The 16815-nt window shown below is 68.5% G+C and carries 16 protein-coding genes; 7 read left to right on the top strand and 9 right to left on the bottom strand.

The window, feature by feature from the left end:
* Positions 1-11: 11 nt before the first annotated feature.
* The 3 genes from QFZ83_RS10450 to QFZ83_RS10440 are packed head-to-tail and all read right to left on the bottom strand — an operon-like array spanning position 12 to position 3228.
* Positions 12-737 carry an HAD family phosphatase gene (locus QFZ83_RS10450; RefSeq protein ID WP_307505806.1) on the bottom strand — a complete coding sequence of 242 codons (726 nt, stop codon included), beginning with the start codon at positions 735-737 and terminating at the stop codon, positions 12-14.
* Complete coding sequence (locus QFZ83_RS10445; protein ID WP_013541078.1) at positions 734-2272, bottom strand: sugar ABC transporter ATP-binding protein; 1539 nt, start codon at positions 2270-2272, stop codon at positions 734-736. Before QFZ83_RS10445 ends, QFZ83_RS10450 begins: the two co-directional genes overlap by 4 nt.
* A 14-nt stretch (positions 2273-2286) precedes the next feature.
* Positions 2287-3228, bottom strand: a complete 942-nt coding sequence (locus QFZ83_RS10440) for an ABC transporter substrate-binding protein (RefSeq protein WP_013541077.1) — start codon at positions 3226-3228, stop codon at positions 2287-2289.
* Positions 3229-3461: 233 nt separating this feature from the next.
* Here QFZ83_RS10440 and QFZ83_RS10435 point away from each other — a divergent pair, with 233 nt between their 5' ends.
* On the top strand, positions 3462-4391 hold the full coding sequence (locus QFZ83_RS10435) for a ribokinase (RefSeq protein ID WP_307505802.1): 930 nt from the start codon (positions 3462-3464) through the stop codon (positions 4389-4391).
* Between the two features lie 83 nt (positions 4392-4474).
* Here the strand turns inward: QFZ83_RS10435 and QFZ83_RS10430 are convergent, their stop codons facing one another.
* The 5 genes from QFZ83_RS10430 to QFZ83_RS10410 are packed head-to-tail and all read right to left on the bottom strand — an operon-like array spanning position 4475 to position 10125.
* Complete coding sequence (locus tag QFZ83_RS10430; protein ID WP_307505799.1) at positions 4475-5770, bottom strand: acetyl-CoA hydrolase/transferase family protein; 1296 nt, start codon at positions 5768-5770, stop codon at positions 4475-4477.
* A 21-nt stretch (positions 5771-5791) separates the two neighbouring features.
* Positions 5792-6817 carry a class I fructose-bisphosphate aldolase gene (locus QFZ83_RS10425; RefSeq protein WP_307505796.1) on the bottom strand — a complete coding sequence of 342 codons (1026 nt, stop codon included), beginning with the start codon at positions 6815-6817 and terminating at the stop codon, positions 5792-5794.
* A gap of 47 nt (positions 6818-6864) precedes the next feature.
* Positions 6865-8037 (bottom strand): FAD-binding oxidoreductase, encoded by a 1173-nt coding sequence (locus QFZ83_RS10420; RefSeq protein WP_307505793.1) that lies wholly within the window; start codon positions 8035-8037, stop codon positions 6865-6867.
* Between the two features lie 16 nt (positions 8038-8053).
* Positions 8054-8959 carry a delta(1)-pyrroline-2-carboxylate reductase family protein gene (locus tag QFZ83_RS10415; protein WP_307505790.1) on the bottom strand — a complete coding sequence of 302 codons (906 nt, stop codon included), beginning with the start codon at positions 8957-8959 and terminating at the stop codon, positions 8054-8056.
* Between the two features lie 8 nt (positions 8960-8967).
* Positions 8968-10125 (bottom strand): branched-chain amino acid ABC transporter substrate-binding protein, encoded by a 1158-nt coding sequence (locus QFZ83_RS10410; protein ID WP_307505787.1) that lies wholly within the window; start codon positions 10123-10125, stop codon positions 8968-8970.
* Positions 10126-10301: 176 nt separating this feature from the next.
* Here QFZ83_RS10410 and QFZ83_RS10405 point away from each other — a divergent pair, with 176 nt between their 5' ends.
* A complete protein-coding gene (locus QFZ83_RS10405) occupies positions 10302-11195 on the top strand; it encodes a LysR substrate-binding domain-containing protein (protein ID WP_307505784.1) in 894 nt (297 codons plus the stop codon).
* Here the strand turns inward: QFZ83_RS10405 and QFZ83_RS10400 are convergent.
* Positions 11192-12220, bottom strand: coding sequence for an aldo/keto reductase (locus QFZ83_RS10400; RefSeq protein ID WP_307505781.1), 1029 nt, complete (start codon positions 12218-12220; stop codon positions 11192-11194). The two genes, QFZ83_RS10405 and QFZ83_RS10400, sit on opposite strands and share 4 nt — an antisense overlap.
* A 128-nt stretch (positions 12221-12348) precedes the next feature.
* Between QFZ83_RS10400 and QFZ83_RS10395 the strand changes: the two genes are divergently transcribed.
* The 5 genes from QFZ83_RS10395 to QFZ83_RS10375 all read left to right on the top strand — a co-directional run bounded on the left by QFZ83_RS10395 (position 12349) and on the right by QFZ83_RS10375 (position 16803).
* Positions 12349-12801 (top strand): GNAT family N-acetyltransferase, encoded by a 453-nt coding sequence (locus tag QFZ83_RS10395; RefSeq protein ID WP_307505779.1) that lies wholly within the window; start codon positions 12349-12351, stop codon positions 12799-12801.
* Between the two features lie 182 nt (positions 12802-12983).
* Positions 12984-13829, top strand: coding sequence for a hypothetical protein (locus tag QFZ83_RS10390; RefSeq protein WP_307505776.1), 846 nt, complete (start codon positions 12984-12986; stop codon positions 13827-13829).
* A gap of 96 nt (positions 13830-13925) precedes the next feature.
* A complete protein-coding gene (locus tag QFZ83_RS10385) occupies positions 13926-14579 on the top strand; it encodes an extensin family protein (protein WP_307505773.1) in 654 nt (217 codons plus the stop codon).
* Between the two features lie 293 nt (positions 14580-14872).
* A complete protein-coding gene (locus QFZ83_RS10380) occupies positions 14873-15850 on the top strand; it encodes a MurR/RpiR family transcriptional regulator (RefSeq protein WP_307505768.1) in 978 nt (325 codons plus the stop codon).
* On the top strand, positions 15847-16803 hold the full coding sequence (locus QFZ83_RS10375; protein WP_013541055.1) for an isoaspartyl peptidase/L-asparaginase family protein: 957 nt from the start codon (positions 15847-15849) through the stop codon (positions 16801-16803). Before QFZ83_RS10380 ends, QFZ83_RS10375 begins: the two co-directional genes overlap by 4 nt.
* Positions 16804-16815: the final 12 nt, after the last annotated feature.

Raw genomic sequence — 16815 nt, 5'->3', positions numbered from 1 at the left:
GGCGCGCGGGATCAGCGCGGCGTGCGCGCCGAATTCGCATGCGCCTGCTGCAGCAGTTCGGGCGTCAGGGCCTGCATGGTGTCGATGCGCAGGTCGGCCAGCGCGAGCGCCTCGGCCGACAGCGGATAGTCCGGGCTTGGTGCGGCAATCGCCGCCATGCCCGCGGCCTTGAGCGACCGCAGGCCGTTGGCGCTGTCCTCGATGCCCACGGCCGCATGCGGCGCGACACCGATGCGCGACAGCGCGAGCAGGTAGATGTCGGGCGCGGGCTTGCCGTGTTCGACGTCGTCGCCGCAGACCACGGCCTGCATCAGCGGCGCGAGGCCGCTGGCTTCCAGCACGTAGCGGGCGAGCTCGGCCGGCGAGCCGGTGGCCAGCGCCACCACATGCGAGCGCGCGGCCATGCGCACCGCCTCGATGGCGCCGGCACGCAGCGGAAGATGGCGCTGGTACTGCGCCAGCATGCGCCCCACGATCTCGCGCGCGATCGCCGCTTCGTCCATGCCGTTGCGCTCGCGCAGTTGCAGGCGCTCGACCATGATGCGCGACCAGGCCGCGGTGTTGGTGCCCATCGTCGACTCCTGGTCCTCGGTGGTCCAGCGCGCGCCGATGCTCTGTGCGAAATCTTCGCGCACGCGCTGCCAGACGATCTCGGTGTCGATCAGCACGCCGTCCATGTCGAAGACCACCGCCTGCAGCGACGAAGAAGAGGAAGAAGAAGGGTTCGTTGCGTTCATGCGATGTGCCGCTCCGGCTCGGGAGCGTTGACTGCGAGTTGGATGATGTTTTCCTGGGTGATGCGATCGCCCGCGAGTTCGCCCGCGATGGCGCCTTCGCGCATCACGAGCACGCGGTCGCACACGCCGACGATCTCGGGCAGCTCGCTGGAGATCACGACCACGGCGACGCCGGCCTCGGACAGCTCGCCGATGATCTTGTAGATCTCGCTCTTGGCGCCGACGTCCACGCCGCGCGTCGGCTCGTCGAGGATCAGCACGCGCGGCTGGATCTCGAGCCAGCGCGCCAGCAGCAGCTTCTGCTGGTTGCCGCCCGACAGCGCGCCCACGATGCCCTGCGGCCCCGAGATCTTCACGTTGAGACGGGCGATGGCCTGGCGCGTCAGGCGGTCGAGCGCGCCGTGGTTCAGCACGCCAGCGACCGCATGCCTCGGCAGCACGTTGATCGCGACGTTGGTGAGCGCGCTCAGTTGCAGGAACAGGCCCTGCCCCTTGCGGTCTTCGGGCACATAGCCCAGGCCGAGGCGGATGGCGTCGAGCGGACGGCGCACATCCACCGGCTTGCCGTCGACCAGGATCGTGCCGCCGGTGCGCGCATCGGCACCCACCGCGAGCCGCGCGAGTTCGGAGCGCCCGGCACCGACCAGCCCGGCCAGCCCGAGCACTTCGCCCGCATGCACCTTGAGGCTGCTCGGGCGGTTGCGCGGCCCGCTCACATCGCGCAGTTCCAGCATCACACGGCCGGGCTTGCGCTGGCCGCGGTGCTGGTAGAAGTCGGTGAGCGCGCGGCCGACCATCATCTGCACGATGCGCTGCTCGTCGATTTCGTCGCGCGCCAGGTCGGCCACGTGGCAGCCGTCGCGCAGCACCGTCACGCGGTCGGCCAGCGCCGTGACCTCGGCCATGCGATGGCTGATGTAGATGATCGCGATGCCGGCGTCGCGCAACTGGCGCATCACCCGGAAGAGGTGCGCCGTCTCGCGGTCGGACAGCGCGGCCGTCGGCTCGTCCATGATCAGGATGCGGCCCTTGTGCACCAGCGCCCGCGCGATCTCCACCTGCTGCTGCTCGGCGATGGACAGCCGCCCGGCCGGCCAGTCGGCGCCGAACTGCGCACCGAGCTGCTGCAGCACGCGCTCGGTCTCGCGCAGCATCCGCGCGCGGTCGACCAGCCAGAGCGCCGCGCGCGGCTCGTTGCCCATGAACACGTTCTCGGCCACCGTGAGATGCCGCGCGATGCTCAGTTCCTGGTAGATCAGGTTGATGCCCGCGCGCTGGCCATGGGCGGGGCTGCGGATGGCCACGGGCTCGCCGGCCAGCCGGATCTGCCCGGCGTCGGGCTGGTAGACCCCCGAGAGGATCTTCATCAGCGTGCTCTTGCCCGCGCCGTTCTCGCCCATGAGGGCGTGGATCTCGCCGGGGCGCACCTGCAGGTGCATGTCGTGCAGCGCCCGGGTCGCGCCGAAGCGCTTGTGGATCCCGGACATCTCCAGCACGAACTCCCCCGCCGTGCCAACCTCGCCGGCCTCGCTCATGACGGCTTGCGCGTTCAACGCACCCAGCCCTTGTAGCCGGCGATGTTGTCGCGCGTGGTGAGCGGCGTTGCCATGAGGTTCATGGTCTTGGCGGGCTTGCGGCCGTTGAGCAGGCCGTAGGCAACGCGCACGCTCTCGGCGGCCATCTCGTTGGGGTCCTGCGCGGGCGTGACGACGAACAGCGAGTCCTTGGCCTTGAGCGCGGCCTCGCCGTCGGGCGAGCCGTCCACGCCGCCGGTCACCTTGATGTCGGTGCGGCGCGCCTGGCGGATCGCGAGTTCCGCGCCGATGGCCGTCGGGTCGTTGATGCCGAACACGGCATCGATCTTCGGCTGCGCCGTCAGGATGTTGGCCATGGCCGCGAGGCCGCCGTCGCGGCTGCCCTTGGCGTCCTGGTTGTCCGACACCAGCTTGATGCCCGGGTACTTGGCCAGCGTCGCCTTGCAGCCCTTCACGCGGTCCATGATCGACGACACCGGCGGGCCGTTGACGATCACGAAGTTGCCCTTGCCGCCGATGCGCTCGGCCAGGAACTTGCACGACTCGGCGCCGGCCATCGTGTTGTCGGACATCACCGTGGCGTCCGCCCCTTCGGCCGTCACGTCCACCGCCACCACGATCACGCCGGCGGCGCGGGCCTTGCGAACGGCCGGCGCGATGCCCTTCGAATCGGCGGCGCCCAGCACGATCACGTCGACCTTGTTGGCGATGAAGTTGTCGATCTGGTCGACCTGGGTGTTGAGGTCGTACTTGCTCGACACGGTGGTCACCTTCACCGCCGGGTTGATCTTCTTGGCCTCGGCTTCCGCGCTGCGGCCGATGGCCACGAAGAACGGATTGGCCATGTCGCCCAGCGTGATGCCGATGGATTTGAGCGGCTTGTCCTGGGCGAGCGCGTGGCCTGCCAACAGTGCGAGGGTGGCGGCTGCAACGCAGCGAGTCATCGACTTCTTCATGGATCGGTCTCCTTTTGAATGCTCTTGCTGAAGGTGCGCGCTGAAGGCCAGCGTGCGTTCGTTCGGTTGAACGGACAGGATTCTATTGTTCATTCGAACATTTCAATTCGCACAAATTCGAAAATAACCTCAGGGAAATCCCTCTTTATTTGTCCGTTTATGTTCGTATTGGATGCTGCATACTTGCCGCGCCTTGCGAATCCGCGATGCAAAGAAAAAAGGAAGAGACAGGCATGACTCGCTTGCTGGTCGTAGGCGGCATCAACATGGACTACGTGTTCGAGGCGCCCTGCCTGCCGCGCAATGGCGAGACGCTGGGCGGGCAGAGTTTTCGGCGCGCGCCCGGCGGCAAGGGCGCCGACCAGGCGGTGGCGGCCACGCGCCTGGGCGCCGAAACCTGGCTCGTCGGCTGCGCCGGCGACGACGCCGAAGGGCGCGAGTTGCTCGCACATTTGTGCGCCGAGGGCGTGCGTACCGATCACGTGGCGATGACATCCGAGGCGCCCACCGGCGCCGCCGCCGTGTTCGCATGCCGGGGCGAAAGCGCCGTCACCGTGGTGCCGGGTGCCAACCACCGCCTGACTGCCGCCCATGTGCGCGCCGCCGAACCGCTGTTCGCCCAGAGCGACGTGGTGCTCGCCGAGCTGGGCATTCCGAGCTCGGCCGCGATGGAAGCCGCCGAACTCGCGCACCGCTTCGGCAAGCCCTTCCTGTTGACGCCCTCCCCGGCGGGCGCAGTACCGCCGGAGCTCGCGCGGCGCGTGCATCTCTTCCTGGCCAACCAGCACGAACTGAGGGCGGCCTTCGGCGATGGCGATGGAGATAGAAATGGAGATGGCAACGTCGAGGGCGGCGACGACTGGCGTGCCCTGCTGGCGAGGTGGCCGGGCCGCATCGTCGTGACGCGCGGCAGCGAAGGCGCGGCGCACGTCGATGCGCACGGCACGCTCCATGAGCAGCCGGTCTTCCACGTTCCGGTGCTCGACACGACCGGTGCCGGCGACGCCTTCGCCGCAGCGCTGGCCGTCCATTGGTCACTCGGTATCCCGGAGGCAATGCGGCGGGCCTGCGCCGTGGCGGCCCTGGCGGTTCGCGGCTTCGGTTCGCAGAGCACGCTGCCGACGCGGCAGGAACTCAGCGACTTCCTCGAAACCGCCGGTTGAAGCGTCGAGCTACGCCGACGCGTTGACGGCTCACGGATGTCGGCGCCTCGCGCATGCGAGCCCCGGTCAAGCCAGCCGCTGAATTACAGCAACTTCGATCGCCGGGCCTGCTCCGTCAGCTCCGCCCGGAAATCCGGATGCGCGATCGCAATCAGCTCCTGCGCCCGCTGCCTGGCCGACTTGCCGCGCAACTGCGCCACACCGTATTCGGTGACCACGTAGTTGATGTCGTTCTTGCTCGTGCTCACATGCGTGCCGGGCGAGAGCGAGGGCACGATGCGCGAGATGGTGTCGCCCTTCGCTGTCGAGGGCAGCACGATGAACGCCTTGCCGCCGAGTGACCGGTTCGCGGCACGCACGAAGTCCGACTGCCCGCCCGTGCCCGAATACGGCGCATGCCCGAGGCTCTCGGAGCCGCACTGGCCCAGCAGGTCGATCTGCATGGTCGCGTTGATGGCGATGAGGTTGTCGTTCAGGCCCGCGAGCGCCGGGTCGTTGGTGAAGTTCACCGGATGCATTTCCAGCGACGGATTGCGGTCCATGAAGCGGTACAGCTTGGCCGACCCCAGCGCGAAGGTCGCGACGGATTTGCCCGGCAGGTAGTTCTTGCGCCGGTTGGTGACGGCGCCGCTCTCCACCAGCGTCAGGATGCCGTCGCCGATCATCTCGGTGTGAATGCCCAGGTCGTGCTTGTGCGTGAGCTGCATCACCACCGCATCGGGAATGCCGCCGTAGCCGATCTGCAGCGTCGAGCCGTCGTCGATGAGGTCGGCCACGTGCTTGCCGATGGCCTCCTGCACGGGGCCGATCTTCGGCAGGCCGACCTCCATGACCGGTGCATCGCTTTCGACGAACGCCGCCACCTGCGAGATGTGAACGTGACAGTTGCCGTGCGCGAAGGGCACGTTCGGGTTCACCTCCAGCACCACGGCGCGCGCCTTGGCGATGGCGGCCATCGTGTAGTCCGCGCCCAGGCTCACGGCGAAATAACCGTGCGCGTCCATCGGCGAGGCCATGCTGAAGACCACCTCGGCGGGAATCTGCCCGCGCTCGATCTGCGCGGGGATTTCCGAGAAGTAGTTGGGGATGAAATCGATCCAGCCCTCCTGCCCACCCGCGCGCGTGGCGCCGCCGAAGAACAGCGCGACATGGCGCACGTGCTCCACGGTTTCGGGGTCGATGTAGGCGTACTTGCGCATCGCAAGAATCTGCGCGACCTTGACGTCGCGGAAATCGCGGCGCTGCTCGGAGAGCGCCGTGAGCAACGACGGCGGCTCGCCGACGCCGGTCGGCACGACGATGAGATCGCCGTTGCGCACCAGACGCACGGCATCGGCGGGGGAAACGCGCTTCTTCGCGTAGAGGTCCTGGACGGTCATTCGCTCTTTCTGGCTTTCTGCTTATCGCGGCGCGTCGGCTTGCGCGTCGTAGCGGCCACCGCGTGCGGCCTTGTTGCAGCCGGTGCGGAACACGAGCGCCTTCTGCGCCTCTGCGACGTTGGCGGCCTGGCCTTTCCAGAGATCGAGCGCCGGCTGCTGCACCGCGCGCGAGAACGAGAAAGTCAGCGCCCAGGGCATGCGCGACTTGAACTTCACGTTCATCGCGTTGAGCCGCGCGGAAGCCAGCTGCGCCGACTGACCGCCCGAGAGAAACGCCACGCCCGGCACCGCGGCCGGCACCGTGCGCAAGAGGCACGTCACCGTCGCATCGGCCACCGCATTGACGCTGTCCTGCGTCTGGCTGCCCTGCCCCGGCAGCACCATGTTCGGCTTGAGCAGCATGCCTTCGAGCAGCACGCCCTGTGCGTTCAGTTGAACGAACACTTCGCGCAGGACTTCTTCGGTCACCTCGGCGCACCGCGCCAGCGAATGGTCGCCATCCATCAGCACTTCAGGCTCGACGATGGGCACCACGCACGCCTCTTGGCACAGCGCCGCATAGCGCGCGAGCGCATGGGCATTGACGTCGATGCAGGCCCGCGTGGGCAGACCATCGCCGATGGCGATCACGCCGCGCCACTTCGCGAAACGGGCGCCCATGCCGACGTACTCGGCCAACCGTTCGCGCAGGCCGTCGAGCCCCTCGGTGACCGTCTCGCCCGGATGGCCCGCCAGCGGCTTCGCGCCCATGTCGACCTTGATGCCGGGGATGATTCCCGCATCGGCCAGCGCCTTGGCGAACGGCTTGCCGGCGTTGGTGGTCTGGCGGATGGTTTCGTCGAACAGGATCGCGCCGCTGATGCTGTCGGCGAGGCCTGGCGCGGTGACGATCAGCTCGCGCCAGTCGCGCCGCGCACTCTCGGTCTGCGGGATGTTGAGCGCGGCGAAGCGCTTGTTGCAGGTGGCGTTGCTCTCGTCCATTGCGAGCAGGCCCTTGTCGCCGGCGACCAGCGCCTGTGCGGTATCGATCAGTGTCTGTGCAGTCATTGGGGCACCTTTCTGGCGGGCATGGTACGCCCGCGCCCCGCTCGCAGCTAGATCACGTTCTTCTCCAGCAAGGGCTTGTTCTCGAGGATGCGCGCGAACGAAACCGGCGAGAGGTCGAGGCTGCGGTACTCGCCGAAGCGGATCAGCTCCGCGATGCCGCGCCCCGCCGCCGGGCATTGCTGCAGGCCGTGGCCCGAGAAGCCGTTGGCGAAGAACAGGTTGTCGCAGTCCGGGTGCAGGCCGAGGATCGCGTTGTGGTCGAACAGGTTCATCTCGTAATAGCCGGCCCAGGCGCCGGTCATGCGGATGGCTTCGAAAGCGGGAATCCGTTCGGCGAGCGCGGGCCAGATGAGTTCGTCGAACGCGGCGTACTCGACATCGAGCGGCGCGTCGTCGGGGTCCTGGTCTTCCGGTGGCGCGAAGCCGCAGATGAACTGACGGCCCTCGGGGCGCAGCCAGATGCCGGAGGTGTCGATGACCAGCGGGCAGCCGGGCAGCGTCTCGGGGCACGAGAAGCTGAACACGCTGCGGCGGCGGCCGCGCACCGGCAGGTCGATGCCGGCCCACCCGGCCACCTTCGCGGCCCAGGCGCCGGCGGCGTTGACGACGATGTCGGCATCGAGCGTTTCGCCGGTGTCGAGCTGCACGCCGGTCACGGTGCTGCCCTTGCGGCGCAATCCGGTCGCGTGCGCCTGCATGTACCGCGCGCCCTGCGATGCGGCCTTCTTGCGGAAGGCCTGCAGCAGGCTGTAGCCGTCGTACCAGCCTTCGCCCGAGAGGCCCAGCGATGCGAGTTCGATGCCCTCCGTCGATATCCACGGAAAGCGCGCCTTCAGCTCTTCGGCCGTCATCAGCGCCACGTCCACCGCATGCGCCTTCTGCATCGCATGGTTCTCGCGCAGCACATCGACGCCCGCCGCAGAGGCCAGGTACAGGTAGCCGGGCTCGACCAGGCCGATGTCCGGCACGTCGTCGCCGACGCGCAAGGTCTCGCCGAGGTGCCGGAAGAAGTCGATGCCGTAGAGCGACATCTCGATGTTGATGGCGGTGGAGAACTGCTGGCGGATCGAGCTGGCCGACAGCGCCGACGAGGCCTGCTTGTACGAGAAGTCCCGCTCGACCACCGTGACCTCGAAGGGCTCGGCCTGCGGGTCCTTGGTCAAGAAATAGGCGATGGCCGAACCGATGGCCCCGCCGCCGATGATCACCACTCGACGCATGAATGCTTTCCTTGCTTCATCGTTGCTGCAGATGCGTGTAGGCCAATTGCGCCGCCGCGAGGTCCCACAGCGCATGGCCCACGGTCTTGATGAACACCGGCCGGCCTTGCCTTGTTGGCTCCGCGTTCGCGAACGCCTGCACGGTGGACCAGTCGATGCCCGCCTGGATCAGGTCGCCCGCCTCGCTGCGCGCACCTTCCAGCGTATCCACAAACACGGTGCAGCGGCGCACGAGTTCGGGCGGCACTTCGGCCATGTCGGGGCGGTAGGCGCCGACGGCGATCACCGTTGCGTCCGGCCGCACCTTCGGTGGGATGACGGGCGTCGAAGAATTGGTCGTCGCGACGATCACGTCGGCTTCTTCGCTGACCTGCGCAGGATCGGTGATCGCAGTGGCGTCCACGCCGAGCGTTCGCATGTGTTGCGCCAAATGTTCGGCATGGGCTTGCGTTCGCGCGTGAATCCACAGATGGCGCACGCCCGCGACTTCCGCAAATGCCTCGGCATGCGAACGCGCCTGCACGCCCGCGCCGATCAGCAGCATGCGGCCGCCAACTTCGCGCCCTGCTCTTGCCGCACCGGCCAGCGAGAGCGCCGCGGTGCGTCGGGCGGTCAGCACATTGCCATCCATCGCGAGCAGCCGGGTGCCGGTGACGGCGTCCATCAACGTGACTTCGCCCTGCACCACCGGCAGCCCGACGGCTGCGTTGCCGGCATGCACCGTCACCGTCTTGATCGCCGCGAAGCGCGCACCCGCTGCAGGCATCAGCAGCAGCACGCCGCCGCCCGCGAGCGGCACCGAGGTGCGCGTGGCCGCATGCGCCTCGCCCCGGCGCTCCCGCTCGAACATCTGCAGCAGCGCCTCGACCAGCGCCCCGTAAGGCAGCGCCGCCGCCGTCTCCGCCGCATCGAGCGTCCGCATGCGGGCGTTCAGGAGCCGGCCACCCGGACGCGCTTGCCGTCCTTGTAGGTGAAGACGGTGAAGTCCGGCTTCTGCAGGTTGCCCTTGGCATCGAAGCTGATGGCACCGGTGACGCCATCGAACTTCACCTTGCGCATCGCCGGCAGGTAGGCCTCGGGCTCGACCGAGTTGGCCGCGCGCATGCCGGCGGCCAGCGCCATCATGGCGTCGTAGAGGTACGGCGCATAGGTCAGCACCTCGACGCCGAAGCGGGCCTTGTAGCGCTGCTCGAACTCGGCGCCCTTGCTGGTCTTTTCGATCTCCTTGCCGCCGCGCGTGCAGTACAGGAGGTCGTCGACCGCGCCGCCGCTGATCTTCGCGACCTCGTTGGTGCAGAGGCCATCGGTGCCCAGCAGCTTGGCCGTGATGCCCAGCTGCTTCATCTGTCGCGCGATGAGGCCGCCCTGCGCGTCCATGCCCCCGTAGAACACCACGTCGGGTTGCTTGGCCTTGATGCTGGTGAGGATGGCCATGAAATCGGTGGCCTTGTCGCTGCCGAACTCCTGCGCGACGATGGTGCCGCCCAGGCCCTTCACGCCGCGCGTGAACACCTCGGCGGCGCCCTGGCCGTAGGCGGTGCGGTCGTCAATCACCGCGATCTTCTTGGCCTTCAGATCCTTCACCGTGAAGTCGGCGATGGCCATGCCCACGTCGTCGTCGCTCGCGAGGATGCGAAAGACGTTGTTGTAGCCCTGCTTGGTGAAGGTCGGGTTGGTGGCGGTCGACACATCGGGCAGACCCGCGCGGCTGTAGACGGCCGAGGCCGGAATCGCGGCGCCCGAGTTGAAGTGGCCCAGCATGCCCTTCACGCCCATGTCGGCCAGCTTGTTGGCCACCACCATGGCCTGCTTGGGGTCGGCCTGGTCGTCCTCGGACTGCAGCACGAACTTGATCTTCTTGCCGCCGATGACGAGGCCCTGCTTGTTGAGGTCTTCGACCGCGAGGCGCGCGCCGTTGTCGTTGTCCTTGCCCCAGTGGGCCGCGCCGCCGGTGAGCGGGCCGGCGTGGCCGATGGTGACGGTCTGCTCGGCCTGCGCTAGCGCGGCGGTGGGCAGACCCAGGACGGAAGCCAGTGCAATGCCGAGGGCGGTGGACCGGGCAGTGCGACGGGTGCGCAGAACAATCATCGGAAGTCTCCTCATATCGTTGGCGGGGGTCGGGACGCAGAATAGGATCGCGGCGGCATGCGGAACAAACGCTAAATACGCACAACGTTGTGCAGCGCCGGAAGGACCGCGACAACGAGACGCCGGGCACGGCAGATGCATGCGCCACGCAGCACAGAAGAGACAACAGGCAACCGATGAGAAAAGACATTCCCAACCTGGGCGCGCTGCAGGCTTTCGAGGCTTCGGCGCGGCTGGGGAGCTTCACCCGCGCGGCGGCCGAGCTGGCGCTCACGCAAAGCGCGGTCGGGCGGCAGGTGGCGATGCTGGAGCAACGGCTCGGCGTGCCCCTCTTCTCGCGCGTGCGCAGGCGCCTCACGCTCACCGACGTGGGCCGCGAGTACGCGGCGCGCATCCGCCGGCACCTCGACCAGATCCGCCGCGACACGCTGGAGATCAGCGCCGGCCACGACATGGGCTTCGTGCTGGAGCTTGCCGTGGTGCCGACCTTTGCAACGCAATGGCTCATTCCGCGGCTGCCCGATTTCAGCCGGCTGCATCCGAACATCACCGTGAACCTGTCGGCGCGCTCGCAGCCCTTCTCGTTCCAGGAAAACGCGTACGACGCGGCGATCTATTTCGGCGACCAGTTCTGGCCGAACACGCGCGGCGGGCTGATCTTTGCAGAGGGCGAGATGGTGCCGATCTGCAGCCCGGCCTTTCGCGATGCCAACGGCCCGTGGGACGAAGCGGGTTTCGAGCGCTGCCGCCATGTGCACCTGAGCACGCGAGCGCATGCGTGGCGCGACTGGTATGCGCAGCAGGGTTGGGGCTACACGGTGCACGCTTCGCGCGGGCCGCGTTATGAGCTCTTCACGATGGTGGTTGCGGCGACGGCTGCGGGCATGGGCGTGGGCCTTGCGCCGCGCATCCTCATCGAGCACGAGCTGCGCACCGGCGAGCTGGTGATTCCCGTGGACCGGCACCTCGACGTGCCGCAGGGCTATTACTTCGCGTACCCCGAAGGCCGTTCGGCCTCCGGGGCGCTCGAGCACTTCAAACAGTGGGTGCTCGGTTTGAATCCTGCCTAGACCGGATTCGGATTGCGCTCCAGAAACCCCTGCTGGTGCCAGTAGGGATAGGTCCGCGTCACCGCGCTGGCCGCATCGAGTTCGGCGATCTGCGCGGGCGTGAGGTTCCAGCCCACCGCGCCGAGGTTCTGGCGCAGCTGCGTTTCGTCGCGCGCACCAACAACCACGCTCGACACCGTCGGCCGCTGCAGCAGCCAGTTGAGCGCGACCTGCGGCACCGTCTTGCCGATGTCCCCGGCGACTTTTTCCAGCGCATCGACCACGCGGTACAGCAGCTCGTCGGCCACCGGCGGGCCCATGTCGGCCGTCACATGCAGGCGGCTGTTGGCGGGCAGCGGCTGGCCGCGGCGGATCTTGCCGGTGAGCCGGCCCCAGCCCAGCGGGCTCCAGACCACGGCGCCCACGCCCTGGTCTTGTGCGAGCGGCATCAGCTCCCACTCGTACTCGCGGCCGATCAACGAGTAGTACGCCTGGTGCGCCACGTAGCGCGCGTAGCCGTAGCGCTCCGACACGGCCAGCGACTTCATCAAATGCCAGCCAGAGAAGTTCGACGCGCCCACATAGCGCAGCTTGCCCGCGCGCACGAGGTCGTCGAGCGTGGACACGGTCTCCTCGACGGGCGTGCTCGCGTCGAAACCGTGTAGCTGGAACAGGTCGATGTAGTCGGTGCCCAGGCGCTTCAATGCACTGTCGACCGCCCGCACGAGATGGTGGCGCGACGACCCCGCCTCGTTCGCTCCCGGGCCGTTGCGGAACGTGGCCTTGGTCGAGAGGATGAGCTTGTCGCGCGGGCGGCCCTTGATGGCCTCGCCGAGCACCGATTCGGCGGCGCCGTCGGAGTAGATGTCCGCGCTGTCGAACATGGTGACGCCCGCGTCGATGCAGATGTCGATGAGCTTGCGCGCCTCGGCCACGTCGGTGCTGCCCCAGGCGCTGAAGAACTCGCCCTTGCCCCCGAACGTGCCGGTGCCGAAACTCAACACGGGGACCTTGAGGCCCGATTTGCCCAGATGACGGTATTCCAAAGTGCTACTCCTTCGAAGAATGAATGAAGCGACGCGCCGACCGGCACGCCGTTGGGTCATTCTTCGCCGGGGCATTGAACCCCTTTGCGCGTCGGGCTTTGTCGAATTCGGCTAAGTAATATCGGCCGATGCAAATCGCCATTGAAAACCCCGGCCAGCCCGACGTGATCCAGCTCATCGACGACCTCGATGCGTACCAGAAACCGCTGTATCCGCCGGAGAGCCACTACGGCATCGACATTGCGGCGCTGTCGGCGGCCAATGTGCTGTTCGCGGTGGCACGCGATGAAGCAGGCACGGCCATCGGCTGCGCGGCCATCGTCATCGAGCCTGACTATGGCGAGTTGAAGCGGATGTACGTGCGGCCGGAGAACCGTGGGCAAGGCATCGCCGACAAGTTGCTGGCGTTTCTCGAAGGGGAAGCGATGGCCCGGGGCTGCGCGGTGTTCAGGCTGGAGACGGGCGTGAGCCAACCGGCGGCGCTGTCGTTCTATGCGCGCTCGGGCTACGCGCGGCGCGAGCGCTTCGGGCGGTATCCGGAAGATCCGCTGAGTGTTTTCATGCAGAAGGACGCGGCATGACGCCGCCGTGCCCAGGCGCGGCATGCGCCTACAAGCGGTGTTGCAAAACCTGACATCGCGCCGGCAGCCGAGCAAGCACCATGGCGCCTCGATGCGCTGGCCCCTGCCGTCCGGGCATTCGATACCACGGACCGGCCGGCGACGGCGCTCCGGAACCACCCCACGGCCCGCAGAGAAACGCCATGCCTGACACGCCGCCGCACGAGGATTCGCGCTTGATCCCATGCACGCCCGGCGCGCCGCCGGCACCCTCTCGCGCTGTCGGCATGCGCCAGTCGACGGTCGAATGGGCGCTGTCGAATTGGTCCGCTCCGGCGCATGCGCTGAGACCTTTGCGGCCGGGGCCTGCCCAGGCGCCGCAACTGCCGACGGAAGACTTCGATCGCTTGATCGGCGCTGCGGTACACGACGTGCGCAACTCGCTGTCCGCCATCCGCCTGGGCATCGAGCTGCTTGCGCGCCGGGGCGATCGGCAGCAGCCCGACGCGGTGCTCGCCCATGTGGACCATGCGGCGGACCGTGCGATCGAGCGGTCCGAGGAACTGGCGGACGTCTGCCGGATCGCGGCGGGCAAGGACCTCGTGATCGCCACGCAGCGTTTTTCGCTGCACGAGGTGGTCCGGCAGGCGATCGACGCCGCCGAAGCGCCCTTTGCCGCTAGCACGGTCTTCGAGCACGACCGGCTGGGCGACGGCGACTGCCGCGGCGACCCGGCGCGCATCGCGCAGTTCCTGAACCTCGCGTTCGAGGAACTCGCCGGTTCGGGGCTGCCGGCGCGGGTGATCGTCGTCAGCGAGGTGGCAGGCGACCTGTTCCGCGTCGCGGTCTGCGCGGGCGGCGCATCGCCTGAATCGCACGGCAGCGACCGGCCCGACACGGCGCTCTCTAGCGTGCGCCGCCGGCTGCTGCTGCACGGCATTGCCCGCGCGCACGGCGGCCGCGCCGAGTTCGGCGGCGCCCCCGACGGCCGCCCGTCGATAGCGGGCACTTTCCGGGGCGTCCGACGCGGACCTCCGGCCGGCTACTGAAGGCAGCCCCTGCCCGCACCTTCCGCGCCTTCATCGCGCCGCGGCCTGTGGGCCGGCCTGTCGTTGTGCGCAGCGCTTGCAGCGGGCGCGTGGGCGGTGCTGACGGGCGCAGTCGACATTCCGGAGCGCTTCAATCCATGGGCGCCCCTCGACGTGGCGGCCGAGCCCGACTGGCTCACCGGCTTCAAGCTCGCACGCGCCCGCCGCGAGCCGACGCGCTGCCTCGCGGCGCTCGCACGAACCGGCATGCAATACGACCTGCTGCCCGATCGCGTGACCGGCGAAGGCTGCGGCTTCGAGAACGCCGTTCGCCTGCGCTCGGCCGGTGTGCGCCTGGGCACATCACCCTCGCTGAGCTGCCCGATGGCGCTGTCCTTCTTCATGTGGGAGAAGCACGCGCTGCAGCCGGCCGCGAAGCAGCGCTTCGGCGAGCCGGTGGTGGCCATCGAGCATCTGGGGAGCTATGCGTGCCGCAACGTGAATCGCGGCGAAGGCGCGGTGCCGGGCGCCTCGCGCAGCCGGCACGCGACGGCGGATGCGTTCGATGTAGCCGGCCTCACGCTCGCCGATGGCCGCCGCATCACGGTGCGGCGGGACTGGTCCGGCAACGGCGACCCGGCAGACCTGCTGCTGCGCGATGCGCATCGCGGTGCCTGCCGGTTCTTCGATGGCGTGCTGGGTCCCGACTACAACGCGGCGCACAGGGACCACTTTCATCTGGAGACGGGCGGGTATTCGATGTGCCGGTAGCGCTTTGCGCATCGCATGAACGGTCCGTAGGCCGACTCGGCGCGGCGCCCCGCGTCTTCATTGCCCCGTCCAACGCACACCCCCGGGGAAACACCTAGAAGCCGATCCACCGGCGAAGTTCGAACACGCCTTCCCAGAGGGGAAAAGGTGCCGGCGTCACCTTCCCATGCCTTCTGCGCCGCTGGCCCGTTCCTTGCGAACTCGATCAAAAATGACAGAAAATTTTCCGTCCTGACTTATATTTGTAAACCAGTTTTCAAAAACCGCACACTTTCGGGCTCCTCCGCACCTTCATGAGCACCCCTGTCGACACCCCAGGCACCACCGTGGCCCAGCGCATTGCGCAGGCCTTGCCGCGGCTGACGCGTTCGCACCGGCAGGTGGCCGACTACGTGCTGGAGCACCCGCTGCAGGTCGCCACGCTGCCCATCGACGAGCTCGCAACCGCCGCGGGCGTCTCCGTGGCCACGGCCAATCGGTTCGCCCGCGCGCTGGACTTCGACGGCTACGCCACGTTCCGCGCCGAGCTCGTGCGCGGCTTCGAGTCGCTGGTGGCGCCGGTGGAGCGGCTGCGCGGCAACCTCGAGCATCCGAGCACGGTGGCCGAGGTGTTCGCGACCGCGCTCGACGAGAGCCGCCGCAACATCGAAGCCACGCGCCAGACGCTGGACTACGCCGCCTGCGAAGCCGCGGTGGAACACATCGGCAAGGCGCGCTCGGTCTACATCGCGGGCTTCGGCGCGAGCGGCTGGCTCGCGGGCCTGCTGCAGCACGGGCTGGACAGCAGTTGCCGCGACGTGCGCCTGCTGCCGGGCGTGAGCGGCGTCACGCATGCGGCCCGCGCGCTGATGCACGCGGGGCCGGAGGACGTGTTCATCGGCCTCACCTTTCCGCGCTACCTGACCGATACGGTGATGCTCGCGCAGATCGCGCGCGAACAAGGCTGCAGCGTGATCGCGCTCACCGACCGGCCTACCTCGCCGATGGCGCCGCTGGCCGACGTGGCGCTCTATTGCCAGACCGAAACCAACTACCGCCCGAACTGCGAGACCAGCGTGCTTGCGCTGGTCGAGGCGCTGACCAGCGCCGTCGCGCTGCGGGCGCCCGACCCGGTGCAGTCCGCCCGCCGCACGCTGCAGGTGCTGCGGCCCTGGCTGCACGGCGCGAACGGGCTGCCGCGCATCGACGGCATCGCCGCGCGCACTGCCGCCACATCCGACGCCGCCGCCCTGAACGGCACGGCCAAGAAAAAGAAGAAAGCTTCCCGATGAAGAACACCACGCCCGTCATCGCCATTCACGGCGGTGCCGGCACCATCAGCGCCGCCACGACGAGCACCGCGCAGGCGCAGGCGTACCACGACGCGCTGCAGAACATCGTGCGCGCCGCGCAAGCCGCGCTGCTCAAGGGTGCCTCCGCGCTCGACGCCACCTGCCTCGCGGTCGAACTGCTCGAGGAGTGCCCGCTCTTCAACGCGGGCCACGGCGCGGTCTTCACGCACGAGGAAACCCACGAGCTCGATGCCGCCGTGATGGACGGCGCGACGCTCGCCGCCGGTGCCATCGCCGGCGTGTGCCACGTTCGCCGGCCGGTGCGCGCTGCGCGTGCCGTGCTCGAAGACGGCGCGCACGTGCTGCTGGCCGGCGCGGGTGCCGAAGCCTTCGCGCGCGATCGCGGGCTCGAAATGGTCGAGCCCTTCTTCTTCTCGACCGAGGCGCGCCGCCAGCAGCTCTACCGCGTGCGCGACACCGGCCGCGTGGTCACCGACCACGAAGGCGCGGCGATGACGCCGCCGCTCGATGAAGACAAGAAGTTCGGCACCGTCGGCGCGGTCGCGCTCGACATGCACGGCCATCTCGCCGCCGCCACCTCGACGGGCGGCATGACCAACAAGCGCGTCGGCCGCATCGGCGATTCACCGCTCATCGGTTCGGGCACCTATGCCGACGACCGCACCGCCGCCATCTCCTGCACCGGCAGCGGCGAAATGTTCATCCGCGTCGCTGCGGCCCACGACATCTGCGCGCGCATGGCCTACGGCGGCGCGACGCTCGAAGCGGCCACGCACGCCGTGGTGCACCAGTCGCTGCCCGCCATCGGCGGCACCGGCGGACTGATCGCCGTCGACCGCCACGGCAACCTGAGCCTCGCCTTCAACACCGAAGGCATGTACCGCGGCCACGCGCGCGGCGACGAAGCGCCGATCACAGCCATCTTCGCCTGACGCTGCACGCCC

Source organism: Variovorax sp. W1I1 (assembly GCF_030815625.1).
Taxonomy (GTDB): Bacteria; Pseudomonadota; Gammaproteobacteria; order Burkholderiales; family Burkholderiaceae_C; genus Variovorax; species Variovorax paradoxus_C.
The sequence above is the reverse complement of the archived record's forward strand: the minus strand, read 5'-3'. Positions and strand labels throughout refer to the sequence as shown.